This window comes from Devosia sp. (assembly GCF_017307495.1).
Taxonomy (GTDB): Bacteria; Pseudomonadota; Alphaproteobacteria; order Rhizobiales; family Devosiaceae; genus Devosia_A.
Genome location: NZ_JAFKHE010000031.1, coordinates 1 through 25574, shown reverse-complemented (window position 1 = coordinate 25574; position 25574 = coordinate 1). Strand labels below are relative to the sequence as shown.

The 25574-nt window shown below is 67.0% G+C and carries 23 protein-coding genes and 1 riboswitch; of the genes, 9 read left to right on the top strand and 14 right to left on the bottom strand.

Annotation, left to right across the window (positions count from 1 at the left end; all coding sequences use genetic code 11):
* Positions 1 to 180: 180 nt before the first annotated feature.
* From J0I99_RS19045 to J0I99_RS19035, 3 genes are all read left to right on the top strand, one after another.
* Positions 181 to 936 (top strand): hypothetical protein, encoded by a 756-nt coding sequence (locus J0I99_RS19045; RefSeq protein ID WP_291399060.1) that lies wholly within the window; start codon positions 181 to 183, stop codon positions 934 to 936.
* A gap of 98 nt (positions 937 to 1034) precedes the next feature.
* On the top strand, positions 1035 to 1727 hold the full coding sequence (locus J0I99_RS19040) for a pentapeptide repeat-containing protein (protein WP_291399059.1): 693 nt from the start codon (positions 1035 to 1037) through the stop codon (positions 1725 to 1727).
* 105 nt (positions 1728 to 1832) lie between these two features.
* Positions 1833 to 2180 (top strand): hypothetical protein, encoded by a 348-nt coding sequence (locus J0I99_RS19035; protein WP_291399058.1) that lies wholly within the window; start codon positions 1833 to 1835, stop codon positions 2178 to 2180.
* A 56-nt stretch (positions 2181 to 2236) separates the two neighbouring features.
* On the opposite strand, the gene J0I99_RS19030 is transcribed toward J0I99_RS19035, so the two are convergent.
* The 10 genes from J0I99_RS19030 to J0I99_RS18985 all read right to left on the bottom strand — a co-directional run bounded on the left by J0I99_RS19030 (position 2237) and on the right by J0I99_RS18985 (position 12164).
* Complete coding sequence (locus J0I99_RS19030; protein ID WP_291399057.1) at positions 2237 to 2542, bottom strand: hypothetical protein; 306 nt, start codon at positions 2540 to 2542, stop codon at positions 2237 to 2239.
* Between the two features lie 88 nt (positions 2543 to 2630).
* Positions 2631 to 3770: a crosslink repair DNA glycosylase YcaQ family protein gene (locus tag J0I99_RS19025; RefSeq protein WP_291399056.1), complete on the bottom strand. Its 1140-nt coding sequence runs from the start codon at positions 3768 to 3770 to the stop codon at positions 2631 to 2633.
* 197 nt (positions 3771 to 3967) lie between these two features.
* Positions 3968 to 6028, bottom strand: a complete 2061-nt coding sequence (locus J0I99_RS19020) for an ATP-dependent helicase (protein ID WP_291399055.1) — start codon at positions 6026 to 6028, stop codon at positions 3968 to 3970.
* A 68-nt stretch (positions 6029 to 6096) separates the two neighbouring features.
* Positions 6097 to 6444, bottom strand: coding sequence for a hypothetical protein (locus J0I99_RS19015; protein WP_291399054.1), 348 nt, complete (start codon positions 6442 to 6444; stop codon positions 6097 to 6099).
* Between the two features lie 89 nt (positions 6445 to 6533).
* Positions 6534 to 7661, bottom strand: coding sequence for a hypothetical protein (locus J0I99_RS19010; RefSeq protein WP_291399053.1), 1128 nt, complete (start codon positions 7659 to 7661; stop codon positions 6534 to 6536).
* Positions 7662 to 7728: 67 nt separating this feature from the next.
* Entirely contained in the window at positions 7729 to 7944 is a 216-nt protein-coding gene (locus J0I99_RS19005) for a hypothetical protein (RefSeq protein WP_291392311.1), read from the bottom strand.
* A gap of 179 nt (positions 7945 to 8123) precedes the next feature.
* Positions 8124 to 8822: a TfuA-like protein gene (locus J0I99_RS19000; RefSeq protein ID WP_291399052.1), complete on the bottom strand. Its 699-nt coding sequence runs from the start codon at positions 8820 to 8822 to the stop codon at positions 8124 to 8126.
* Positions 8822 to 9940: a YcaO-like family protein gene (locus J0I99_RS18995; protein WP_291399051.1), complete on the bottom strand. Its 1119-nt coding sequence runs from the start codon at positions 9938 to 9940 to the stop codon at positions 8822 to 8824. The genes J0I99_RS19000 and J0I99_RS18995 overlap by 1 nt, the downstream gene beginning before the upstream one ends.
* 101 nt (positions 9941 to 10041) lie before the next feature.
* Entirely contained in the window at positions 10042 to 10260 is a 219-nt protein-coding gene (locus J0I99_RS18990) for a hypothetical protein (RefSeq protein WP_291399050.1), read from the bottom strand.
* Positions 10261 to 10280: 20 nt separating this feature from the next.
* Complete coding sequence (locus tag J0I99_RS18985; RefSeq protein WP_291399049.1) at positions 10281 to 12164, bottom strand: BTAD domain-containing putative transcriptional regulator; 1884 nt, start codon at positions 12162 to 12164, stop codon at positions 10281 to 10283.
* A gap of 283 nt (positions 12165 to 12447) precedes the next feature.
* Between J0I99_RS18985 and J0I99_RS18980 the strand changes: the two genes are divergently transcribed.
* The 3 genes from J0I99_RS18980 (at position 12448) to serA (ending at position 16166) form a co-directional block, all read left to right on the top strand.
* Entirely contained in the window at positions 12448 to 12921 is a 474-nt protein-coding gene (locus tag J0I99_RS18980) for a MucR family transcriptional regulator (RefSeq protein ID WP_291392319.1), read from the top strand.
* Positions 12922 to 13315: 394 nt separating this feature from the next.
* Complete coding sequence (locus J0I99_RS18975; protein WP_291392323.1) at positions 13316 to 14491, top strand: phosphoserine transaminase; 1176 nt, start codon at positions 13316 to 13318, stop codon at positions 14489 to 14491.
* Positions 14492 to 14579: 88 nt separating this feature from the next.
* Complete coding sequence (gene serA, locus J0I99_RS18970; protein ID WP_291399048.1) at positions 14580 to 16166, top strand: phosphoglycerate dehydrogenase; 1587 nt, start codon at positions 14580 to 14582, stop codon at positions 16164 to 16166.
* A 58-nt stretch (positions 16167 to 16224) separates the two neighbouring features.
* Here serA and J0I99_RS18965 read toward each other — a convergent pair whose 3' ends face one another.
* The gene (locus J0I99_RS18965) at positions 16225 to 17169 is read right to left on the bottom strand and encodes a DMT family transporter (RefSeq protein ID WP_291399046.1); all 945 of its coding nucleotides are present in this window, start codon (positions 17167 to 17169) and stop codon (positions 16225 to 16227) included.
* 437 nt (positions 17170 to 17606) lie between these two features.
* On the opposite strand from J0I99_RS18965, the gene J0I99_RS18960 reads away from it, so the two are divergent.
* Both J0I99_RS18960 and J0I99_RS18955 read left to right on the top strand, forming a co-directional pair.
* Entirely contained in the window at positions 17607 to 18896 is a 1290-nt protein-coding gene (locus tag J0I99_RS18960; RefSeq protein ID WP_291389880.1) for an adenylosuccinate synthase, read from the top strand.
* A 48-nt stretch (positions 18897 to 18944) separates the two neighbouring features.
* Positions 18945 to 21092 (top strand): hypothetical protein, encoded by a 2148-nt coding sequence (locus J0I99_RS18955; protein ID WP_291399045.1) that lies wholly within the window; start codon positions 18945 to 18947, stop codon positions 21090 to 21092.
* Positions 21093 to 21104: 12 nt separating this feature from the next.
* Here the strand turns inward: J0I99_RS18955 and J0I99_RS18950 are convergent, their stop codons facing one another.
* The 3 genes from J0I99_RS18950 to thiB form a co-directional block, all read right to left on the bottom strand.
* Positions 21105 to 21743, bottom strand: coding sequence for an ATP-binding cassette domain-containing protein (locus tag J0I99_RS18950; protein WP_291399043.1), 639 nt, complete (start codon positions 21741 to 21743; stop codon positions 21105 to 21107).
* Positions 21730 to 23331: a hypothetical protein gene (locus J0I99_RS18945; protein ID WP_291399041.1), complete on the bottom strand. Its 1602-nt coding sequence runs from the start codon at positions 23329 to 23331 to the stop codon at positions 21730 to 21732. The genes J0I99_RS18950 and J0I99_RS18945 overlap by 14 nt, the downstream gene beginning before the upstream one ends.
* Before the next feature lie 180 nt (positions 23332 to 23511).
* On the bottom strand, positions 23512 to 24513 hold the full coding sequence (thiB, locus tag J0I99_RS18940; RefSeq protein WP_291399040.1) for a thiamine ABC transporter substrate binding subunit: 1002 nt from the start codon (positions 24511 to 24513) through the stop codon (positions 23512 to 23514).
* A gap of 65 nt (positions 24514 to 24578) precedes the next feature.
* A riboswitch (TPP riboswitch) is annotated at positions 24579 to 24674 on the bottom strand.
* A 26-nt stretch (positions 24675 to 24700) separates the two neighbouring features.
* Between thiB and J0I99_RS18935 the strand changes: the two genes are divergently transcribed.
* A complete protein-coding gene (locus J0I99_RS18935; RefSeq protein WP_291394309.1) occupies positions 24701 to 25399 on the top strand; it encodes a thiamine diphosphokinase in 699 nt (232 codons plus the stop codon).
* Positions 25400 to 25574: the final 175 nt, after the last annotated feature.

Sequence of the window (25574 nt, the reverse complement as noted above, 5' to 3'; positions counted from 1 at the left end):
CCGCCTCGCAAGACCTTCCGGAGAATTTCAGGCGGCCCACGAAGTCTTCGCAAGGTTTCGTTAACTTCTGTTTTTCAGCCAATATTAGGGTTATCCGTTAGGGTTAAGCCGCCTTTAACAGGTCTCGGCGCATGGTGGGGTCTCTCGATTGGTCGTCTTGGCGGCAACAAGGACTCAAACATGCGCAAGACTTTTGCTTCGGCACTGGCGGCAGGAGCCGCACTGCTGATCGCCGGCCCGGTGGCCGCGGCGGACATGCCCGAATATCCCGACATTCCCCAGGTCGACTACGACATCGGCGGCTCGTTCTACCTGCGCGGCAGCGCTGCACTGAACTGGCACTGGGCTCCGGACGTGAAGCACCCCTGGTTCAGTGAGACCGACGCGATCGTCGACTACGGCTACGGCTACAGCTGGGGCGCGGGCTTCGGCTACGAGACCGGCACCGGCCTGCGCTTCGATGCCACCATCGACTCGGTCGAGACCACCGGCCTCAAGATCACCAAGACGGGCGGTGACGATCCGCCGACCGGCGACAATGGCGACTACACGCTGATGCTGCGCTCCACCGTTGCGCTCGCCAACGTCTATTACGACTTCGGGCTGGGCGGCGACTGGAGCTATTCGTCCGGCGCCGGTGGTGCGTTCGGCTATGTCGGCGCCGGTGTCGGCGCCGCGTGGAACCATACCGAGACCAATTCTCCGTGGGGTGTTCCGGTGCCTGTGCCGACCGGCACCAATGTCAGCGCCGCTGCGGCCGTCATGGCCGGCGTCGGCTACGACATGGGCAGCTGGGTGGCCGATATCGGCTATCGCGGCCTCTACATCAATCAGATCAACAACGCCCCCACCGACACGACGAGCGAGGGCTACTTCGAGATCGACAACAACTGGATCCACGAGCTGCGCGGCACGATCCGCTACCGGTTCAACTGATCCTCTGCCGACGACCAGAGTTCCGCGGACGGCGCCCAGAAGGGCGCCGTTCCGTTTTAGGCGGCCGGTTTCCTCTCAGACTCAGCTATTGCTCCGGCATGGACCAGCCGAGCCGCACCATCGAAGGCCAGACACTCGCACGCGACGCGGTCGCCACACTGGCCGGGGACGGGCCGGCGAGGCTGCTCGATTGCGATCTCGAGGGGGCCAACCTCAGCCGGCTCGACTTCACTGGCTGGGTGTTCGAGCGCTGCCGGCTGGGGCGTACCGACTTCGGCGGCGCCATGCTGGAGCTGACGCGCTGGAGCCAGTGCCGCGGCGGCCATGCCGGGTTCAAGGGTGCCAGGCTCGAGGATGCAGCGTTCCGCTCCTCGGACTTCAACAACGGCAACTTCCGTAGCGCCGTACTCTCGTCGGTCCGTTTCGAGGACTGCAAGCTGACCGGCGCCGACTTCACCGACGCCCGGGCGCTCGGCCTGCGGCTGGTGCGCACGCTCCTCGTCGCGGCGCGGCTGCCGGGGTGCGATTTCCGCAAGGAAAAGCTGGAGGGGGTCGACTTCAGCTCGGCCGACCTCGCCAACAGTGACTTTCGCGACGCGGTGTTCGAGCAGTGCAGCCTGCGCGAGGCCAATATCGAGGGTGCGCGCTTCGAGAATGCCGACCTGCGTGGCGCAGACCTGGGCGGCCTCGACATCCTCGGCAAGCCCGGCCGCTTCCGCGGCGCGGTGGTTTCGGCCGCACAGGCCGAACTGATCCTGAGCCAGACGGGGATCAGGGTGAGGGCGAGGTGAGCCGGGATGCGACTGCCGGCCGGCGGTAAGGTTTCGTTAGGCAAACATGCCTAGCGTCCCGGCGCGCCCGGCCGCTGGCCGGCGATACATTCGGGAGACCCTTACTTGTCCAAGTTCCTGCCTTTTGTCATTGCCACCGCCCTGCTGGCGGCTCTGCCTTCCTCAGGTTTCGCGGCGGCGCATGTCGCCAACGCCGCCACCAGCAAGCTGTGCGGCCCGGATGCGCCGGAGAGCTACAAGCGCCCAGGCGGCTATTGCGATCAGCTCGATGACCTCGACTCGCTCGCTCCGAAGGGTGAGGGCAGCCATTGCGCCAAGTTCGCCGATGCCGGCTTCCGCTTCGACGAAATCCAGGGCCGTCTGCTGATGGCCACACCACCCATGGACCCGTGCTGCGTGGGCTTCATCATGCAGATGCAACTGCCCGTCGCAGGCATCCTCCTCGCCTGCTGACCTGATCGTGTGCGGCGGATGCTGTTGCGGCGTCCGCCAACTGACTGACGCGGACGCTAGGGCGCGATTGTTATGCCCGGCGTGCTCACGCCGTTGTCGATGCCGACGTCCGGCGCCTCCAGGGTCTGGGCGCGCTTGAGGCAGGTATTGTGCCGGCGATCGCACCTGCGCTGGCAACTGGCGACGGCGTCGCCGATGTCGATCAACTGGTCGCAGCCATCGAGGCAAGTGATCCACTTCAGGTCGCAGATGCCCTGCTTGTCCTTGACGCTTAGGCCGGGCCGCTTCTGCTCGGCGTCCGCAGTGGTCGCAAGACCGGCGAGCAGCAGCGTGACGAGCAGCACCTTCAATAGTCCCGGCATGGTTCCCTCCCCTCGCCAGCACTAGGCGGAAGGTAGCAGACGTATTGCCTGCACGGCAACGGGCGCAAAGCTTGGCTGGGGTGCGCGATTACCCCAGCTGGAAGCGTTCGAACCGGCCCAGTTCTTCTTCGATGGCGGCCTTGTGCTCGGCAGCATTGCCGGCGCCGATCCAGTGCCAGGACTGGATCAGCATCCGGCCGGCCGCCCTGTCGGTCTTCAGGTCCATTGCCGCGACCACCTCATCGCCCACCAGCACCGGCAGGGTGAAGTAGCCGTACTGGCGCCTAGCCTTGGGGACGTAGGCCTCGAACACGTGGTCGTAGCCGAAGAACAGCTTCAGCCGCCGCCGCTGGATGATCAGGGGATCGAAGGGCGAGAGGATGTGGACGAGCGGCGGGCGGTGGAACGCCGGCTGTTCCAGGGTCTCAGGGCGGACGTAGTGGACCGTCGTATCGTCGCCGACCATCACCGGCACCAGCTTTTTCGTTCGCACCCGCGACTCGATCATCTTGGCCATCTCGGGCGTGAAGCGCAGTCTCGGGTGCATCACCGAGGGCCCGCTGATCAGGCCCTGGGCAGTCAGCGCCCGCTCGATCAGGTGCTCGTCGATCTGCCGTTCCGTGGCGGCGCGCGGGCGAGGCGGCCAGCCGAAATGGCGGTCGATCAGTTCGTAGGTCTTCACCATGCCGTTGCGCTCGGAAATGGCGAGCTCGCCGGAGTAGAAGCCGTATTGCAGCACGCGCTTGGATGGCTTGCGGCTGGCCCAGGGATGGTCCTTCTCGACCAGCTCCTCGTCCTCGATATCGCGGATCGAGATGGCGCCGTCCTTCCTGATCTGGCGCAGCAGGCGTTTCAGGTCGTTGGGGTCGGCATCGGCGTACCACCGCATCGGTTCGGAGCGATGGTGCCGCATCTCGTTGAGGTAGAAGCCGATGTCGCGCAGCGGCAGGTAGGCGAGGGCGTGTGTCCAGTACTCGAACACGGACTTGTCCTGGCTCTGGACATGCGCGAGGTCGGTGCGCCGGTAGTTCGGGATGCGCGAGTAGAGGATGTGGTGGTGGGCGCGCTCGATGACGTTGATGGTGTCGATCTGCACATAGCCAAGGTGCTCGATGGCAGCCAATGTCGCCGCCGGCCCGTCGCCGAAGGGGGCGCGCTCATCGAGGCGGGTGGCATTGAGCCAGATACGGCGGGCATCGGCGATGGAAAGGGCGACGGGTTTTTTCACCCCTTCACCTCTCCCTTTGGGGGAGAGGTCGGCGCGTAGCGCCGGGTGAGGGGGCCTTCTGCGGTGCCGGTGGCAAAGGCCCCCTCACCCCAACCCTCTCCCCCAGAGGGAGAGGGGGCGCTGTGGAACAGTCGGTGTTCAATTTTCCTCATGCCGACAACCTAACGCACGACCCTGCCAGGCCGTGTCAGGCTTTGTCATTTCTTCCACATCGCCAAGAGCCCGGCGCCGACGTCGACACGCGGCGCAGCGGGAGCGATGCCGCGCAGCTCGGCAGGCGTCACCGCGGGCCAGAACATGTCGTCGAACAGTTCCAGCATGGCCTTGGTGATGAAGCGGGTGCGCTGGGCATAGACGTGCTTGTCGCCATAGGGCGTCTGCTGGTGCACGTAGAAACGCTGCGGCACGAGCAGGTGCAACTCGTCCCTGGCGCGCGTCATCGCCACATAGAGCAGGCGCCGTTCCTCCTCGAGCTCGTGCGTCGAGCCGGTGCCGAGGTCGGACGGGATGGCGCCATCGACGACGTTGAGCACATGCACGTTCTTCCACTCCTGGCCCTTGGCCGAGTGGATGGTCGAGAGGATCAGGTAGTCCTCGTCGAGCAGCGGCACGCCGGCCTGGTCGGAGGTGGCATCAGGCGGATCGAGCGTCAGCTCGGTGAGGAAGCGCTCGCGGCTCGGATAACCCGAAGCGATCTGCTCGAGCTGGTAGAGGTCTTCCTTCCTGACCTCGGCGTCCTCGTACACCGCCTCCATCAGCGGCTCGTACCACAGGCGGGCGCGCAGCAGCTCGGCCGGCCAGCCGCCGCCACCTTCGCCAAGGTGCCGGACCGCCTCGATGAAGGCGGGCCAGCCCTCCGAACCACGCGGTGGGGGCGGGGCGTTGATCAGCTCGGCGAGGGGATCGGCGCTCTCGGCCATGCGGTCGAGCACCTTGCCGGCGGCACCGGGCCCGATGCCGGGCAGCAGCTGCAGCACGCGGAAGCCGGCGACGCGGTCGCGCGGGTTATCGACGAAGCGCAGCAGCGACAGCATGTCCTTGACATGGGCGCTGTCGAGGAACTTCAGCCCGCCGAACTTCACGAACGGGATGTTGCGGCGCGTGAGTTCGACCTCGAGCTCAGCCGAGTGCGAGGAGGTCCTGAACAGCACCGCCTGCTGCTTCAGCGCCGTGCCGCCCTCGCGGCAGGCAAGCACGCTCTCGACCACGTAGCGGGCCTGGCCGGGCTCGTCCTTCACCGTGACGAGGCGCGGCTTTTCGGTGGCGACGCGCTCGGTCCACAGGTTCTTGGTGAAGCGCTCAGTGCTTTCCGAGATCACCGCGTTGGCGGCTTCGAGGATCGGCTGGGTCGAGCGGTAGTTGCGGTCGAGCGTCACCATGCGGGCCGTCGGGGTGAACGAGCCGGGGAAATCGAGGATGTTGCGCACCGTCGCGGCGCGGAACGAGTAGATCGACTGGGCGTCGTCGCCGACCACGGTCAGCCCGGTGCCCTCGGGTTTCATGGCGAGGAGGATCGAGGCCTGCAGGCGGTTGGTGTCCTGGTACTCGTCGACCAGCACATGGTCGAAGCGCCCGCCGATATCGTCGGCGATTGCAGGCTCGCGCATCATGGCGGCCCAGTACAGCAGCAGGTCGTCGTAATCGAGCACCTGCTGGCGCTGCTTGGCTTCGACATAGGCGGCGAACAGGGCGCGCAGTTCGTCGGCCCACATGGCGATCCATGGGAAATGGGTCTTCAGCACCGGCTCGAGCTCATCCTGCGCGTTGACCACGCGCGAGTACACCGCAAGGCAGGTGCCCTTGGTCGGGAAGCGCTTCTTGGCCTCCGAGAACCCCATCTCGTGGCGGATGATGTTGATGAGGTCGCCCGAATCCTCGCGGTCGTGGATCGAGAAGCCCGGTGTCAGGCCGATCTGCTCGGCATGCTCGCGGAGCAAGCGTGCTCCTATTCCATGGAAGGTACCGGCCCAGCTCAGCGCGTCGGTGACAACGCCCGCCTTGGCGCCCATCACCTGTGCCACCAGCCGCTCGACCCGGCGCTGCATCTCGCCCGAGGCGCGGCGCGAGAAGGTCATCAACAGGATGCGGCGCGGGTCGGCGCCGTTGACGATCAGGTGCGCCACCCGGTGCGCCAGCGTGTTGGTCTTGCCCGAGCCGGCGCCGGCGATCACCAGCAGCGGCCCGCCCATATGCTCCACGGCCTGCCGCTGCTCGGGGTTCAGCTTGTCGAGATAGGAGGAGGCGAGGGCAGTCGGCACGCGAATCGATCCGGAGCGAGGATCGGACCAGCAAGCATCATTCGCGTTTTGTTCGCAACCTTGGCCTGTCAGATCTGCGGCGAGACATTGTCATCAGGCAGCGGGCGGCAGGGGTCCTTGTCGTCATCAACTGCGTCCATCACGTGAGCGCAGCCGTTGTCGTCGTCCGAGGCGAGCGACTTCATCTCCGGCGGGATGTTGCTCGGCATGCAGTACTTGGCGTGGATCGACGGCGCGGAGATGAGCACCCCGGCACAATCGATGAAGTGCTGCATCGGGTCGACGCTCTGTGGCGTGATGGTCTGGGAACTCGCCGATCCGGAGAGGAGCAGCAAGCCGCCTGCCGAAATCGTTGCCAGAATGCGTACTGCGCGCAGGGTTGTCTTCAGGCCGGCCTTGGTCGAGACCGCATGCATGGCGAAATCTCCTCAAGTACAACGATGGACGACGCCTATATAACCACCTCGTGCTGCTGCCGCACAGCATGAAAAGGACTACTCGGGGATCACATCTTCCAGAGGCTCTCGCCGCCGAGCAGGTTGCGATAGAGCAGCAGCGCCGACAGGCAGTGCTGGGTCGAGTCGATCCGCGTCCTGAGGGTATAGGCCCCGTTGAGGAAGGCGCCTGCGAAGTTGGCCAGCTTGGGGTCCGCGTAGGAGCGGTCGGGTCCATAATCGATGCGTGGACTGCCGGTCAGTTGCAGGTCCAGCGCCAGCGCCAGTCCGGTCACCGCCTTGTCCAGCACCTCGGCCGCCAGCGCCTGCCTGCCGTGGTCCTCGAGCGCGCCGGCGGCGGCCATCAGCCCCTCGAGGGCGGCACAGCGGTTGCCGCGCATGTCGTTGGCCGGCATGCGGTTCCGCACGAAGTCGGTCACGAAGGCCGCAATGAAGTCGAGATAGCGGGTGTCGCCGGTGGTGCGCAGCCGCTGGGCCGCGGCCATCAGGCCCCAATGGGCGAACTGGTTGTCCGGCTTTTCGAGGTACTTCACCATCACGCGGGTCTCGAGCCGGTCGAGCAGGGGGGCCAGGGTCGGCTGGTTGGCATCGAGGTCGGCATAGTGAGCGAGTGCCAGCCAGGTCTCGCCGGTCGCGTAGGAGTCCTCCTCGACGTCACCGACATTCTGGGCGATGCCGCCGGTCGGCAGCTGCAGCGCGGCCAGCCCCCTGAGCCAGCCCAGCCGCAGGTCGGGGCGAAAGTCCTTGCCGATGGCCCGGCTCTGGAACAGTTCAGCCAGCATCGCCAGAGCCGTGGCTCCCGCGCGTCCGCCTGCCACCGTGCGGTCCTCGGAGACAAGCAGGCCGTCGCCATGCCTGGCCGACTGCGCCGCGTAGTAGCCGATGGCCCGGCCGCCCGGCTCGGTGAAGCTCGGCTTGCCGCTGGCCGCGAGGAACTGGTTTAGCACGAAACCGGCCCCGGCCTGGCGGACGATGTTGTCGTCCGGCAGGAAGCGGGAGGCGAGGAAGTCGAATTCGTAGAGGAAGCGGCCATCGGCGGCTTCCACGGCCACGAGGTATCGGGCTGCCGCCTCGGCGCGCCGTTCAACCTCGGCGCGGTCGAGCTGCGCCGCGGATGCCCCCGCCACAAGGCCCAGGGCCAGGGCCAGGAACCAGATCCATCGGAATGTACCGAGCACGGCGACCCCTCCATTGCCGGGCCGCTGCCGAGGCCGCCTGGCCTCCGGGCCCTCGTCCTCGCCGACGCTAGTCGGCGGCCCGGCCCAGGTCGCGCTGCTTCATCAGGAAGGCGACGCCTGCCGTATAGCGGTCGTGCATGCGTGCGAAGCGGCTCAGTGTTTCCCTGGGCACGCCCAGCTCGATCAGTTCGGCGTGGATGGCCTTGAGGTTCTTTTCCATCTCGTCCATCTCGACGAACATCTGGTCGATCTGTTCGCGCGAGAGCCGCACCATCGTTGCCATGGCCCCCTCCTCGTGGCTGTTGCAGATGTTGCAAGGCCAGTGTGCCACAGCTGGCAGCAGGCGTCGATGTGCGCTGCTATCCATATGAATTCATTGAATTAATCGTATCATTCTCGCGGGCGCCCGTTGCCGATGCTGCTGCGCTCGCACGCTACCGCAGGTGCCTGAGAGAAAGCCGACTACGCCGCCGGCTGGCCGGCAAGATAGTGCCGCCACGGGTCGGACGGGACGAACTCCCAGTCGGGCGGCGCCTGCCGGCCCGGCGGCAGCGCGCGCAGGCCTTCGACGAGCAGCAGCGCGTCGGCAGTCTTGGCGCCGACACGGGCCTTGCGATAGGCCGGGGCAAGCTCGTGCAGGCCGGCCATGGCGGTGATCGTCTCGACGGTGCGGTCGGCGAAGTAGATAGAGCGCGCCGCGACGAGCAGCGCCTCGGCCTCGCCGGGTCCGGCAAGCCCGGCCGCGCGCATCGCGGCCACCGTGGCCTCCACGTCGACCAGCGGCTCGGTCAGCGGCATGAAGTCGAGTTCGGCAGGGGCGTGGACGAGGCAGACATCGGCGTCCTCGGTGCGAGTGCCGAGCTGGTAGCTGCGGGCGATGGGGCCGACGACTTCCATGCCGAAGGGGGCGCACTCGGCGGCGCGCAGGGCGCCGAGAGAAGCGGCGCCGAGCACGCGCACCCCGGACTTAAGCGCGAACAGGATCTCCTTGTGCCAGACCGAGGGCACGAAGCCGAACACGCCGTCGACGAGGCCGATCGCATCGGCGCCATGCAGCACGGCGCGATGGATGTCGCCTTGCCGGGCCGGCGGGCGGACATCGAGGCCGGATCGATCGTAGGACGCGCCCCACAGCGAAGGCCCGGCGAACAGGACTTTCATCAGAACCCCAGCATGGCGGCAGCGGCGCGCCGGCCGGGGCGCCAGTTGCGGTTGGTGAGCCGGTCCTCGAGGCCGGGCACGAAGACCTTCACCACATGGATGCCAACGTCCTCGCCCCCCAGTGGGATGACGATGGTGCCGCCAAGCCCGACACGCATCAGCCCGGCCCGCACGGCGGTGAGCAGTCCCTCCTCGCTGGCGGGGCCCGTGAGCCCGGCGGGAGCCGGGCGATCGGCGGCAAGCGGCGTCTCGGTCAGCACGGCGATGCTGCGGCTCAAGTGCTGCTCGTATTCGTTCTCGACGATGTCGTCGCGAGCGCCGGCAATGTTGGTGATGCGGGTCTGGGCCGCCTCGACGATGGCGCGCCGGGCCGCCACCGCGGCGATGGGATGGCAACTGGCGCCGGTCGCCGCGTCGAAATGGTGCTCGGCACCGTCGTCGGGCGAGAGCACGGCGTAGATCACCGGCAGGCCGGTATTGCTGGTCTGGTCATAGAGGCGGAGGCGGAATCCTGCTTCGGCGATGCGGAAGTCCAGCGCGTCGACATCGGCATCGTCGAAGGCGGCGGGCGCGACGGCGGTTGCGGCAGCGGCAGCGTCCGACTTGAAACCCCAGAGGCAGACGGCATCGCGCTCGATCACCTCGCACATGGCATGGATCAGCGCCCGGGTCTGCGTCGTGCCGGCGGCGATGCCGTTGGTCGATTGCGCAATACCGGGCAGGTCGCTGGGGGGCGGACCGAGGGCCACGGCGTCATAGGGGACGAGGATGGGCGAGCCGGTCTCGAGCACGACGCCCTCGACCCAGCGCAGCGGCCGGTGCGGGTCGATCACGGCGCCGCGCGGCAGCAGGTGGCCCACGTCCATCGTGGCGGTGCCGGCCGCTTCGAGCTCGGCAAGGCTCATGCTGCGCTCGAGTGCCCGCGGGGCCTCGGCGATGGCGTATTCGGCCGCCTCCATCACCGCTGAAATCTGGGCCGAGACGTCGTCCATGCCCTTGCCCTGGTGGCTGGCGATGGTCGCCGAATTCGGCCGGATCGCCGCATAGCAGGGGATGCCGATGCGATCGAGGCCGGTCTGGCGCGCCAGCCGGGTGATGCCCAGCCGGGCAAAGTGCAAAGACAAATCCCGCAGCAACGCCGCGGGACTTGTGGTGCCGCCCGCGGCCGGAGCCGCCGGGCGGAGAGTCGGATCCCCAAGCAAGTGTTGTCGCTTCGGTCTTACTTGGCGTGGAAGTGCCAGACGGCCGAGCCGTCATCGCGCTGACCGGCGGCCACGGCGATGTCGATGCCGTCAACGATGGTGTTGCCGGCAGCGAGCGCGGAGCGGACGTTGGAGGGAACCACGGTTTCCTGGTCCACCGGGGTAACAGTCATCAGCTGAGTGTCCACGACCAACAGCTGCGAAGAATCTTTCTGCCCAATGATGACGTAGCGCATAAGTATATCTCCTTTGCGGCCTACTTGAATCCGGCCTTTCGCAATGCCTCGATATACAGGTCGACATCGGCAGGGTCCCGCTGCGGCATGCGGGATACCCAACGGGAGGTTGTGAAATCAGGCTGCAATTTAAGCGCTTGCAACCGATAGCGTCGGGCGAGATCCATCTGACCCGCCATGGCCGCCGCTGCGGCCATCAGCCGGAAGGCGGGTTCGGGGTTCCGCATCTGGCTCAGGTGGCGCAAGGCCTCCTCCCACCGGCCGCGGAAGAAATTGATGCCGCCCAGGGTCCACAGGTACTCGTCGGGCGGCACCGGATTGAGCCGGATCGCAGCGTCGATCTTTTCCTGTGCGCTGTTGAAGTCGGAGTTGTGGACAAGCGTGTCGGCAAAGTCGGCCAGCACGTCGGCATGGTTGGGGGCGAGGTCGGCCGCCATCGACATGTGGGCGAGGCTCAGGTCGAGGTCCCGGTCGAACAGGGCGACGCGCCCGAGCTCACGATAGGCCGTGCCGTCATTGGGGTCGATCGACACGGCGCGCTCGGCGTGGAGCTTGGCCTTGTCGAGCAGCGCCCGGTCCGAGCCGGCGCGGAGCACCCACTCGACCACGTATGAACGGGCGAGGGCGCTTTCGATCGAGGCCTGCTCCGGCTCGATCTCGCGGGCGATGCGCAGCGACTTGCGGCCCCGCCGGATCTTGGGCAGGTCGAACGTGCGCAGGTTGTGCCGGCCGGCGAGATAATGGGAATAGGCGTTGGCGTCGCGCTGCGTCCGCTCCCGCTGCAGTTCGGCCGTCTCGATCGAGTCGGCGAGGGCGCGGGCGACCCCGTTGGTGAAGTCCCAATAGCGCTCCTGCGCGCTGAGGGCCGAGAAGGCGAACTTGTCAGCCCAGACGATCTCGCGACCGGCCGCGCGGACGAGGCGGATGGCGAGCGAGAGCCCGTCGCCGGTGAAGTTGGGCGCAATGCGGCTTTCGACGGCATAGTCGATCTGGTGCGAGCGTACTTCGTCGAGGGCCGAGAACGGGTCGAGCTGCCAGGCCGTGTGCGGGGCGATCACCGACACCGATTTCAGCCGCGACAGGCCGATCGTGACGTCCTCCACCAGCGCCGGCGCAAGGTGCCTGGGGATCGAGGCTTGCTTGAAATCCTGCAGCGGCGGCAGCAGCACGACGCGCGGCACGAAGCTGGGGCGGATCGTGTCGTCGGGCTGGATGTCGGTGGAGCGGCGGGCCGGCGTGCGCGGCTGGGCGCCGACCGGCGCCGCTCCCTCCTGCTCGATCAGCTCGGCGGTCTCCGCCGCCGGCTCCAGTCCGAGGCCATGGCGCAGCCGGTTGCGGAAGGCGGCGTAGGCGGCCCGAGCCCCGGCTTCGTTGCCCTCGGCGCGCAACAGTTCGATCGTCGCGCGGCAGACGGTGTCGGAGTAGGGCAGGCGCTCGGCCAGCTTGTGCAAGGCTGCGTGGCCGGTGCGTCCACCGAAGCGCAGCGCCGCCTCGGTGGCCTGGATGGCAAACTGGTTCTCGATGCGGGTGCGCTCGAGCGAAAGCCACTGGCCGAATTCGCTGCCCAGCCCGTCGACGCCGGCCAGCAGTTCGCCGCGATACAGGTCGATCAGCGTCTCGAGGTCGGCGGCGTCGGTGGCGGCGCGGATGCGGCCGATCTCGCGCAGGTCGATGGTCAGGTCGCGGTTGAGCTCAATCTCGGTGGCGTCGGCCTCGAACAGGAGGAAACCATGGCGGGACTCGACGTCGCGCGTGTGCAGCAGGGTCTGGCGCAGGTTGGTCATCGCCTGCTCGGCGGAGCTGTCCTCCCAGACCTTCTCGGCCAGCGACGACCGCCGGGTGCGATTCGAGAACTCGAGGTAGAGCAGGGCGGCCAGGGCATAGGCCTTCTGCCGCAGTTTCACGGCCGATCCATCCGGCAGGCGGAGAACCGGACTGCCCAGGAGCTGCAGCGATACCGTTCCAAGCATGAAAGTGATCGGCAAAGTTCAGTTGTTCCGACAATCTGGTGGAAGTTTACTTGACGAAGTAAAGGCCGAAGCGTAGCGACATAACGGCTGGATAACGCATTCAAGTAAGCTGCCCTACTGCAATGCGCCAGCGAAATAACCCCGAGGGGCTTCGGCGGGTGGGCCGTAGTCTCGCGTACTTAGGACCCGAAACCTAGGCAACATTCTAGAGGGAAGTATGGAATCAGGAGCGTCGAACTCGTCAGCAGCGGGGTCGGAGGCACGCAGTTCTCATCTGGTGGAATTGAGCGCGGACATTGTGAGCGCATACGTCAGTCACAATGCGCTCAGCGCCAGCGATCTGGGCAAGCTGATCGCGAGCGTGCATGCGACACTCGTCGGTCTGGGCGGTGCCGCCGAGCCGGAAGCGGTGGTCGAGGCCAAGCCGGCCGTTCCGGTGAAGAAGTCGATCACGCCCGAGTACTTGATCTGCCTGGAAGACGGCAAGAAATTCAAGTCGCTCAAGCGTCATCTGCGCACTGAATACGATATGTCGCCGGAAGAATATCGGGCCAAGTGGAACTTGCCGCCCGACTATCCGATGGTGGCCCCGACCTATTCGGAGGCTCGCTCGCGTCTGGCCAAGACCATCGGCCTGGGGCGCAAGCCAAAGACACCCGCGGTGCGCGGACGCGGCAAGGTTCTCGCCTGAGACCTGGCCGAAGGCTGGAGCCGTTCCCGGATCGGCATGGCCTCCAAGAAAACTGCTCCCTCCGCCGCAAGGAGGGAGCAGGTCGCGTTCAGGCCCCGAAAATCCTGCACGCTTGTTAACCATAGCGTCGTCCACGTGATGCCGGCGTTATGCGTCGGCGTGTCGCTCGCGCGAGGCGCGGATGTCATCCGGGATCGCCCGCGACCGGCGCATGCCGGGCCCCCTTTGAGGTGCGCGGCATAGGCGCGGCGATAGCGCCATCGCTGGCTGCCAGGCCAACCAAAGGCGCATCCGATCCCCATTGACGCGATCGGGCGAGCAGGAGTATCAGCCCGTCTCAGGACACCTCACCCTAACGTGAGGCTTTCGACCTGGGAGGGTCGCCATGGCTGATATGCCCCTGACTGCGCCGGCAGTGAAACCGGCTAACCCCAATTTTTCGTCGGGCCCCTGTGCCAAGCGTCCTGGCTGGACGGTGGATGTGCTCGCCAACGCGCTGGTCGGCCGTTCGCACCGCGCCAAGCCGGCCAAGCAGCGCATCGAAAAGGCCATCGCGCTGACGCGTGAGCTGCTCGAGGTGCCGGCCGACTACCTGATCGGCATCGTGCCCGCTTCCGACACCGGCGCTGTCGAGATGGCGCTGTGGTCGATGCTCGGCGCCCGCGGCGTCGACATGCTGGCCTGGGAATCGTTCGGCGAGGGCTGGGTCACCGACGTGACCAAGCAGCTCAAGCTCGACAACGTCCGGGTGCTCAAGGCGCCCTACGGCGAACTGCCGGACCTCTCGACCGTCAACTTCGATAACGACGTCGTCTTCACCTGGAACGGCACCACCTCGGGTGTCCGCGTCCCGAACGCCGACTGGATCCCGGCCGACCGCAAGGGTCTCACCATCTGCGACGCGACCTCGGCCGCCTTCGCGCAGAACCTCGATTTTGCCAAGCTCGATGTCGTTACCTTCTCCTGGCAGAAGGCGCTCGGCGGTGAAGCCGCGCATGGCATCCTGATCCTTTCGCCCCGCGCCGTCGAACGGCTCGAGACCTTCAAGCCGGATCGCCCGCTGCCCAAGATCTTCCGCATGACCAAGGGCGGCAAGCTGATGGCCGATATCTTCGAGGGCGCCACCATCAACACCGTTTCGATGCTGTGCATCGAGGATGCGGTGGACGCGATGGAGTGGGGCAAGTCGATCGGCGGCCTCAAGGCCATGCAGGCGCGCGCCGACGCCAACGCCAAGGCGCTGGCCGACTGGGTGGCGAAGTCCGACTGGGCCGCTTTCCTCGCCAGGAACGAAGCCGAGCGCTCGAACACCTCGATGTGCCTCGTGATCAAGGATCCGGCGATTACTGCTCTTTCCGACGACGCGCAGGCAGCCTTCGCCAAGGCGATCGTCTCCCGGCTCGACAAGGCCGGCGTGGCCTACGACATCGGTGGCTACCGCGACGCGCCGACCGGCCTGCGCATCTGGACCGGTTCGACCGTCGACACGGCCAATGTCGAAGCGCTGCTGCCGTGGCTCGATTTCGCCTTCGCCACCGAGAAGGCCGCGCTGGCTCAGGCCGCCGCCTAAGGAAGCTGGCCCTCGCGTAGAGCGAGGGTCCCTGTCCCGTTATTTCCCGTTCATCCGCGTGGCATTCCCGCGGCAAGAGGAGGGCGACATGCCCAAGGTTCTCGTTTCGGACAAGCTGAGCAAGACGGCTGTCCAGATCTTCAAGGACAACAATATCGACGTCGACTACCTGCCGGACCTCGGCAAGGACAAGGACAAGCTGTTCGAAGTCATCGGCCAGTACGACGGCCTCGCGATCCGCTCGGCGACCAAGGTCACCGAGAAAATCCTGAGCGCTGCCAAGAACTTGAAGGTCATCGGCCGCGCCGGCATCGGTGTCGACAATGTCGACATCCCGGCCGCGACCAAGAAGGGCATCATCGTGATGAACACGCCCTTCGGCAACTCGATCACCACGGCCGAGCACGCCATCGCCATGATGTTCGCGCTAGCCCGCCAGCTCCCCGAGGCCGATGCCTCGACCAAGGCATCGAAGTGGGAAAAGAACCGCTTCATGGGCGTCGAAGTCACCAACAAGGTGCTCGGCCTCATCGGCGCCGGCAATATCGGCTCGATCGTCGCTGATCGCGCCCAGGGCCTGAAGATGAAGGTCATCGCCTACGACCCCTTCCTCACCCCGGAGCGGGCCCAGGCGATCGGTGTCGAGAAGGTCGAGCTGGACGAGCTGTTCAAGCGCGCCGATTTCATCACCCTGCACACGCCGCTGATCGATGCCACCCGCAACATCATCAATGCCGAAGCCATCGCCAAGATGAAGGACGGCGTGCGCATCATCAACTGCGCCCGCGGCGGCCTCGTCGATGAGGCCGCGCTCTACGACGCGCTGAAGTCGGGCAAGGTTGCCGGCGCCGCGTTCGACGTCTTCGTCGAGGAGCCGGCTCAGAACAACCCGCTGTTCGAACTCGCCAATTTTATTGCCACCCCGCATCTCGGCGCCTCCACCACCGAGGCGCAGGAGAACGTGGCGTTGCAGGTGGCCGAGCAGATTTCGGCCTATCTCAACACCGGCGAAATCGCCAACGCGCTCAACTTTCCCTCGATCACCGCCGAGGAAGCGCCGCGCCTGACGCCGTGGATCAGGCTCGCCGAAGCGCTCGGCTCGTTCGCCGGCCAGCTCACCGAGACCTCGATCAAGGGCATCCGCATCGAGTACGAGGGCAATGTCGCCGCCCTCAACGTGAAGCCGATGACCGCCGCGGCGATCAACGGCGTGCTGAAGCCGCAGGTGGCCGAGGTGAACATGGTCTCGGCCCCGCAGATCGCCAAGGATCGCGGCATCAATGTCGAAATCATCACGCGCGACCAGCAGGGCGCCTATGAAGGCTACATCCGCCTCACGGTGGTCACCGAACGGCAGGAGCGCGGCGTCGCCGGCACCATCTTCGCCAACGGCAAGCCGCGCATCATCCAGGTCAAGGGCATCAACATGGATGCCGAGCTGACACCTGCCATGCTTTACGTCACCAACGAGGACAAGCCGGGCCATATCGGTCGTCTCGGCACGCTCCTCGGCAACCTCGGCATCAACATCGCCAACTTCAACCTCGGCCGCGCCGAGGTGGGCGGCGACGCCATCGCACTGCTGTCGATCGACGGTGCGGTCACCGCCGAGCAGCTCCAGGAGATCGCCAGCCTCCCCGGCGTCAAGCAGGCCAAGGCTCTCGCCTTCAACTGAGCGGGCCACGGATCCACGCAAGAACACGAGGGCCGGTCGACGACCGGCCCTTTGCTTTCTAGCCGCGCCGTGCGCTCCACTCGGCCAGCACGATGCCGGCGGCGATCAGCACCGCCGCGATGAAATGGAACGGCTGCAGTACCTCGCCCAGCACGATGATCGAGCCGATGGTGCCGAACAGCGGGATCAGGTTGATGAACAGGCTCGCCCGGTTGGAGCCGATCAGCTCGATGCCGCGGACGTAGAGCATCTGCGAGAGTACCGAGGGGAAGATCACCGTGTAGGCGACGATCATCCAGCCTTGCGCGTCAATGGCGCCGAGATTGGCCGGCAGGCGGGCGAGGCCATCGCCGATCGTCGCCTGGTAGGCGATCGAGGCGAGGATGGCGCCAACGAAGGTGGCAGCGAGGAAGCTCAGCCAGTTGGTCTGCGGGCGCCAGCGCAGCGCGATGGAATACACCGCGTAGGCAAGGCAGGCGAACAGCACCATCAGGTCGCCGACATTGAGGTCGAGGCGCACGATGCGGCTCAGCTCGCCATGCGTGGCGATCAGCGCGATGCCGGCAATCGTCAGCACGACTCCCGCCAGCTGCAGCACGCGCACGCGGGTCCCGAACAGCACGAAATTGAACAGGAGAACCATGATGTTGATGGTCGCCTGTTCGAGCGCGGTGTTGACGCCGGTGGTGTAGTGCGCCGCGACGTAGACGAAGACGTTGAAGGTCGCGTAGCCGACGGCGCCGTAGAACAGGTAGAGCAACCACCTGGCGCGGATCACCGGCCAGTCGCGCTTCACCGGGCCGATGGCAAAAGGCACCACCAGCAGCAGGGCGCCGGTCCAGCGCAGGATCATCAGCGAGTGGGCGTCGATATGACCGACGGCGAGCTTGCCGGCCACGACATTGCCGCCCCAGAACAGGGTGGTGAGGATGAGGATCAGGTAGGGCCGGTCCATGATCGCATGGAAGGCGCCGGCGCGCGTCGTTTCTGGACTGTCGGTCATCGGTCGTCGAAAGATGAGCGACCACCGCCCGGTGGAGCGGTGGTCGACAAGGAGGGCGCGAACCTACTCGTCCCGGAGCGATTGCGCCAGCCGCGCGGCGGAACCGCGCGCTGGGCCCGGCGTCGCTTCAACGGCAACATGGCTGCCGATCTCGGCTGCCGGGTGGACGTGAGCCCGCGGGTGTCTCGCTGGTATTCTAGCCGCCTGTCTTCATCCTCACCCTGCGCCGAGGGGGAGGCAGTGGCGGGTCGGCAATCCACCGCCTGCGACGCATCGGCGTTTGTCATTCGTCAACCTTTGCTCTAAAGGACGTCCGCAACTCCACCGGACAGCCTTTCGCTCGCGTCCGACGGCAGCTTGCAGCGAAATTGAAGCAGAACCTTCGCAGCTCCCGGTGTCGTTCCGGTGGGCTTCCGAATCCTGAGGGACTCAAGCGCATGGCAAACGTGATCGTCGTCGGCAGCCAGTGGGGTGACGAGGGCAAGGGCAAAATCGTCGACTGGCTCAGCGAACGGGCCGATGTCGTCGTGCGCTACCAGGGCGGCCACAACGCCGGCCACACGCTGGTCATCGACGGCACGAGCTACAAGCTGGCGCTGCTGCCTTCGGGCGTGGTGCGCGGCAAGCTCAGCGTCATCGGCAACGGCGTCGTGGTCGATCCGCACCACTTCGTGCAGGAGGTCGAAAAGATCGGCGCGCAGGGCATCAAGGTGACGCCCGAGGTGCTGAAGATCGCCGACAATGCGCCGCTGATCCTGAGCCTCCACCGCGAGCTTGATGCCGTCCGCGAGAGCGGCAATTCGGGGTTGAAGATCGGCACGACCCGCCGCGGCATTGGTCCGGCCTACGAGGACAAGGTTGGCCGCCGTGCCATCCGCGTGTGCGACCTCGCCGAGCCCGACACGCTGATGCCAAAGATCGAGCGGCTGCTCAGCCACCACAATGCGCTGCGCCGCGGCATGGGCCTCGTCGAGCTCTCGGCCGACTCGCTCTACAACGAGCTGATCGAAGTCGCCGACAAGATCCTGCCCTATGTCGACCAGGTCTGGCGCCTGCTCGACGAGAAGCGCCGCGCTGGCGCCCGCATCCTGTTCGAGGGCGCGCAGGGCGCGCTGCTCGACAACGACCACGGCACCTATCCGTTCGTCACCTCGTCCAACACCGTAGCCGGGCAGGCCGCGGCCGGTTCGGGCCTCGGGCCCACTGCGATCGGCTACGTGCTCGGCATCACCAAGGCCTACACCACGCGTGTCGGCGAGGGGCCGTTCCCGTGCGAGCTCGATGACGAGATCGGCCGGCACCTGTCGAGCGTCGGTCGCGAAGTCGGCGTCAACACGGGCCGGCCGCGCCGCTGCGGCTGGTTCGACGCCGTGCTGGTGCGCCAAACCGTCAGAACGTCGGGGATAAACGGTATCGCCTTGACGAAACTGGATGTCCTCGACGGTCTCAAGGAGATCAAGGTGTGCGTGGGCTACGAGCTTGACGGTCAAAAAATTGACTACTTGCCTGCCTCAATGGGAGCACAAGCTGCTGTTAAGCCCATCTACGAAACGCTTGAGGGGTGGTCGGAAACAACGGCTGGGGCGAGAAGCTGGTCTGAACTCCCGGCACAGGCTGTGAAGTACGTTCGGTATATCGAGGAGCTGATCGGCGCACCTGTCGCCATGCTCTCCACCAGTCCCGAACGTCTTGACACGATCCTAGTGCAGGACCCGTTTCAAGATTGAGAATTTTTCGTTAGAACAGGCCCCCAAACTACGGATGTCGTTTAGCGAATGGCGGACTACAAAGAGCTGTTGCGCAGGGCAGTAGAAGCCCTGCCCGAGAACAACGGCGCCGCGCGCCGTGCGGTCTACGAGAAGGCACGCGCCGCGCTCGTTGGCCAGTTGCGCGCCATCAATCCGCCCCTTGCCGCCCGTGACATCACCGCGCATCGACTCCAGCTCGAGGACTGTATCCGCCAGGTCGAGCAGGAGGCCAGCGAGGCCGTGATCGCCGGTCTGGGCTCGGGCAAGGAAGACAATCCGCCGCCGCCGCCGGTCTATTTCGACGCGCCGGCGAAGAAGGCGGCGCCCGTTGTTGCGAAGCCCGTGGCCAAGCAGATTCCAGCGGTGAGCAAGGAGCCGATGAAGCCCCTGCCGCCCGGCGGGACGATCGAAGAGATCATCGCCGCGGCCAATGCCGAACAGACGCAGGCCCAGTCCGACCAGTCGCGCCAGATCGTGCGACCGGATGCCAAGCCGATGGGCAAGCCGGTGCCAAAGCTGGTGCCGACTGCGCACCGCGCGCAGCTTGCCGCGCCCGTTCAGCCAGAGGGTGAAGAAGAGGCGCCGCCGCGCGCTCCGGTACGCGCGCCCATTCCGGTCAAGCCGCAGCCCGCCGCCGCCGGCCGTGCGCTGCCTTCGATCGTGGCGCGGGCCGAGGCGGCAAAGAGCCGCACCGGCAGTGCCGCGTTCGGCGCGCCGATCGGCGGGCCGGCCCGCGGGCCGGTGCTCGAGCCGCGTCGCGAACTCGCCGGCCCGGCGCGTGGCGGCCATGCTGCCGCGGCGCGGCAGGTCGAAGCCGAGCCGGTATCGCTCTACAACGAGCCTCCGGTCGCCGCCGCGATGTCGGCAGTGCGTGAGGTCGAGCTCGAGACGCCGTCGGTCGATCCGCAGGGCGCCATCGACCGGGCCATTGCGACGCTGGATCGCGAGGCACGCGGCGACAGCGACTACGATGAGGGCGTCAACGGCGCCCAGTACGACGGAATCGACGACGGAGACGAGTCGCCGGCCGAGGAGACGCCGTTCGTTGCGCCGGCCCTCAAGGCTGATTCCTCGATGCGTCCGCAGCAGCGGGACGGCAAGCAGGCCAAGGCCAGCGCCTTCGCCCGCGATGCACGGGCGCCACGCCAGCGCAAGGCCGAAGCCCGGGTGCCGCGGGCCCGGCAGGAAGACGAACATCGCGGCTTGGGCGCCGTGACGATCTTCCTGATCGTTTTTGCCGTGCTGCTGATCGGCGTCGGCGGCGCCGGGTTCTGGGCCTGGCGCGAGGGTTTCATCGATCTCGACAGCATGTTCGGGCGCGGCGCACCCGCCACCGAGCAGGCCGCCGTGGCCACGCCCGCCGCTCCCACCGGGGCGGCGGCCGAAACGCCGGCGACGGGGCCGGGCAATACGGCGACGCCGGCCGACAGCGATACCCCCACCGCCGAACTCCGCACGGACGACAGGCTGGGCGCCGAGCCCGCGGCGCAGGCCGCAACGACGGCCCTGCCTCTGGTCGAGCCGACCTCGCAGGCCCGCCTCGGCGCGGAGGCGACCCCGACGGCTACCACCGACGCCCAGCAGGCGGTCGCGGCGGTCGATCCGGCCAACCTGGCCGGCAGCCAGTCGCTGCTGCTCGAGGCGTCCGACAATGGCACCACCGGTGCCGTGCCCTATTCGGGTACCGTCGAGTGGAGCAAGGGTACCGACGAGATGGGCCTGCCGACCCTCGTGGGCAAGGCGAACATCCCGGCGCGCAACCTCGCGGTAGATGTGCTGATCCGCAAGAATTCGGATTCGAGCCTGCCGGCCAGCCACCTGATGGAAGTCAACTTCCGCGTCACCGACAGCTTCATCGGTGGCTCGATCGCCGGCCTGCCTGGCGTCCTGCTCAAGAATGAGGAACTGGTGCAGGGTACGCCCCTCGTCGGCGCCTCGGCGCGCGTCGTGGGCAATTCGTTCCTGTTCGCGCTCAGCGCGACGCCGGCCGACATCACCGCCAACTCCAACCTCCTGACTTCGCGCAAGTGGATGGACCTGGCGCTGATCTACGCGACCGGCAAGCGGGCCATCATCACGCTCGAGAAGGACGCCAACGCCGAGAAGCTGTTCAACGACGTCGTCGCGCAGTGGACCGGGGCGTCGACCGCGGCGGCGGCTCCCGCGACAAACTGACGACCGAGGCCGTCACGCCTCGGTCAGCTTTCCGTCCACCAGCCGGTAGCGCCTCCTCGCCAGCGCCTCGATATCGTCGAGGTGGTGGCTGACGAGCAGGGTGATCCAACCGTGCCGCTCGGTCAGCGACTTCACCAATGTGCGGATCGTGGCGCGCGTTTCGTCGTCGAGCGCCGAGAACGGCTCGTCGAGCAGCAGCACCGGGCGATTGCGCAGCAGGGTGCGGGCCAGCGCCACGCGCTGCTTTTCGCCACCCGACAGGGTCGCGGCGCGCTGGTTCAGCACTCCGGACAGTCCGACCTCGTCGAGGGCGGCGGCGATCAGACGGTCGCGCTCGGCCCGGGCCGTGGCAGGGGCCAGCCCGAGTTCCAGGTTGCGCGCCGCCGTGAGGTGGTCGAACAGCGTTTCGGACTGGAGCAGGATCGAGACCGGGCGCTGCTCGGGCGGCAGGGGCAGGAGGTCACGGCCCGCGAGTGTCAGCGTGCCCGAGACCGGCACCAGGAAGCCCGCCACGAGGTCGAGCAGCGTCGATTTGCCGGCGCCGCTCTGACCGCTGATCGCGGTGACTTCACCCGGGCTGGCGGTGAAGCTCAGGTCGAAGCGGCGCGCCGCGCCCGGGTGCTGAAAGATCAGGTGTTCAGCTTGCAGCATCGGTGAGCCTTCCGACCAGCTTCGGCAGCAGCACGAAGGCGGCAATGGTGATGACCAGCATGAGCGCAGCAATCGCCGCCGCATCGTTGGTGCGATAGGCCCCGAGGGCGCGATACATCAGCAAGGGCAGGGTGACGAAGTCCTGGGTGCCGAACAGGGCGATGACGCCGAGATCGCCGAGCGAGAAGCAAAAGCTCAGCGCCAGCACGACGCCGACGTCGCGGCTGATCAGCGGCCATTCGACCGCCTGGAACTGCTGCCAGCCGCCGAGGCCGAGCGAGCGGATCAGGCGGCCGCGCTGGCGGACGATCGCGTCGAGCGGCGGCGCCAGCGTGGCGAGGGCAAAGGGCAGCGACAGCAGGGCATTGGCGCACAGCACGACGGCCGGGGCGGCTGTCTCGGGCACCAGCCCGGCATTGCGCACGAGAAGGAAGGCGCCGAGCGACAGGACGACCGCGGGCACCGCCAGATAGGCATAGGCCGGCGCGCCGATTCCGGTGCGCAGGGACGGGCGGGGCGTGGCGGCGCGGCCGAGGCCGATGCCGAGGGCGAGCAGCAGCGTCAACAGGGCCGAGCCCGTGCCGATCAGAAGGCTCGAGCCGAGCGCGGACCAGAAGCTGCCGCGCGCCATGACATCGAGCACGCCCGGCCCGAGGCCGTTGACGAGGATGGCGAGCAGTGGGAGGCCGAAGCCGAGGACCGAGGCAACCAGCACGCCGCGTTGCAGCAGGCGAGCCGGGCCGCGATCGCGCCAGCGCGGTTCGGTCGATGCCCCGGTGGCAGCCGAGATGGGCGCGAAGGCCGCGGCGGCGACGATGACGGCCGAGCAGATGGCGATCTGGACCAGGGCCAGCTGCACCGCCCCCTTCAGGTCGAAATCCAGTCGGACGGCGGAATAGATGGCGACTTCCATGGTCTGGTTGGCCGGCCCGCCGCCGAGCAGCAGCACGATCGGGAAGCTGGTGAAGGCGAGCAGGAAGATGATGGCGGCGAGGCCGGGCAGGGAGCCGCGCAGCATCGGCCAGTCGATCACGGTGAAGCGCTGCCACGCCGTCAGCGCAAGGCTCTGGCCGGTCTTGAGCCGGGCCGCGGGGATGGCGTCGAGCCGGGCAAGCAGGATGCGAGCCGCGAAGGAAGCGTCGAGGATGACGTGGGCGGCGAGAATGCCACCGAGCCCGAACAGGGGGATTTCCAGCGGATGACCGGTCAGCGCCAGCGCGGCCTGGTTGATCCACCCGGCCCGCCCCCAGACGGCGAGGAGGCCGAAGGCGACAATCAGGCCCGGGGTGACGATGGCCGAGGCGAACAGCCCGACAACGAGGTCGCGGCCGGGAAAGCGCAGGCGGTTCAGCGCCCACGCCAGCGCCACGCCGACGAGCAGCGACAGCACGGTACTGAGGCCGGCCTGGATCGTCGTCATGGCGACGAGGTGCCAGACATCGACCCGCGGCGGCTGGGCCGTGCTGTCCGAAGCAGTAGTGAAGATGGCCCACAGCACCATGGCGACGAGGGCCGCGATGGCGAGCGCGACGGCCGCGCCGGACAGCGTCCGGAGCGGCCGATCGGGCAGGATGCGTGGGTTAGTCACGAGGGGCCTCCGCAGCCGGTTCGAGAAGGTACCCCCACCCCTGTCCCCTCCCCGCAAGGGGGAGGGAGACGCCAACACCTCTGTCGGTGAGTGACGAAGACTTGCGAGCGCAGGTCACCTCCCCCCTAGCGGGGGAGGGACAGGGTGGGGGGTGTGTTTCCCGCGCCATCATTGATTGCCCTACTGCAGCGCGGCGAGGGCTGCATCGACCCAGGCCCGGCTGTTGGCAGCAATGCTCGCCTCGTCGAGCGCCAGGACCTTGCCCGGCGGCGTGCCGAAGGCGGCCGGCAGGTCGGCACCGATGTCGATCACCGGGTACATCCAGTTGGTCGTCGGGATGACCTTCTGGGCCTCTGGCGAGACGAGATAGGCGAGGAACTTCTGGCCCAGTTCGGCCTGATCGGAGCTCTTCAGCAGGCCTGCGACCTCGACCTGGGGGATGAAGCCTTCGGTGAACCGGGCGTAGGCGTACTTGTCGTCGTGCTCGGCGATGGCGTGGTAGGCGGGCGAGGTGGTGTAGCTCAGCACCATGTCGGCCTGGCCATCGAGGAACAGGCCATAGGCCTCGGACCAGCCGCGGGTCATGGTGAGCACGTGCGGCTTCAGGCCCTTCCAGATCTCGGGCGCCCTGTCGCCATAGGCAGCGGCGATCCAGAACACGTTGCCGAGGCCCGGCGTCGACGAGCGCGGGTCCTCGATGACGATCTTGAAGCTCGCGGGCAGGGCGATCAGCTCTTCGAACGAGGTCGGCGGGTTGGGTGTCTTCTCCTTGTTGTAAACATAGGCGAAGTAGCCGTAGTCGAAGGGCACGAACTCGACGTCGGTCCAGGGCAGGACCAGCCCGTTCAGCTGCTGGCCGTGCGGGGCGAACAGGCCGGTGGCGCGGGCCTCGCCCGAGGTGGCGGTGTCGAGCCCGACGACGACGTCGGCCTTGGTCGCGGCGCCCTCGAGCTGCACCTTGCGCAAGGTCGAGATGGCGTCCTCGGCGGTGGTGAAGTTGACGGTGCAGCCACAGGTCTTCTCGAAGCCGGCCTTGAGCTGCGGGCCGGGGCCCCACTCGGCGGCGAAGCTGTCATAGGTGTAGATGTCGAGGACCGGCTTGGCCTCCTTATCTTGGGCGAGGGTAGGAAAGGCGAGGGCGCAGATGACTGCCGCCAACGCGAAGCGATTGAACGAATACATGTCGTTCCCTTCGGTTTGCGGCCATGTGGATTGAAGGGCACGTGCATGGATCGGACGCGAGCGCGCCCTTGCCATCTCGAACTTCCTCCGCCAGCATGACCTGGTTCAGGTTCAATGGGTAACTCTCAGCTCCGGAACCCGGAGCACCCCAGCGAGACCCTTGACAGATAGACAGAGTTTTCCCCCCGTGCAAGCGCGCCCCAACGAGACTTCCGTCGCGGTCTTTGACGACCTGCTCGTCATTGTCGGCGGCGGGACGGTCGATCCCGACCTTCTGCAGGAACTTTATGCCTCGGGCGGCCACGTGGTCGGGGCCGATGGCGGGGCCGACGCCATTGTCGACGCCGGGCTCAAGCCGGAGCTGATCGTCGGCGACTTCGATTCACTCAAGACTCCGCATGCCTGGCTGGGCAAGACCCGGCTGATGCAGATCGCCGAGCAGGAAACGACCGATTTCGAAAAGGCCCTGTATTCCACCCGTGCCCCGGTGACGGCAGCGCTGGGGATGACCGGCCGGCGCTTCGACCACACGCTGGCCGCGCTCGACGCGGTGGCCAAGTACGCGCATCGCCGGCGGATCGTGCTGGTCGACGAGGAGGACGTTGCGTTGGGGCTGACGGAGGCGTTCAGCTTCACGGTCGAGCCGGGCGAACGGGTCTCGATCCACCCGCTGCAGCCGGTGACCTTCTGGCGCTCGGAGGGGCTCAAATATCCGCTCGACGCGGTCAAACTCGCCCCGGGCGTGAGGACCGGCACATCGAACGAGGCACTGACCGGGCCGTTCAGGATCGTGCCGGAGGAGGGCGTGCACGCGCCTTACCTGCTGATCCTGCCACGGGCGTATCTGGCGCCGCTGATCGCCAAGCTGTTGCTGGAGAAGCGGTAGGTCCGAGGCCAAGCCGGCTTCCTGCGCGCCGGACATGCTGATTTGTCCGACAGCCCTGCGGCTTCGGAGTTTGTCAAAGAGCCATCCCCTTTGCGGGGGATGAAGCGAACGGGCCGGCGGGGCCTTTGCCCCTCGCGGTAGTCCGCAGAATGAATGAGGCTCACGCCTCGCCGGC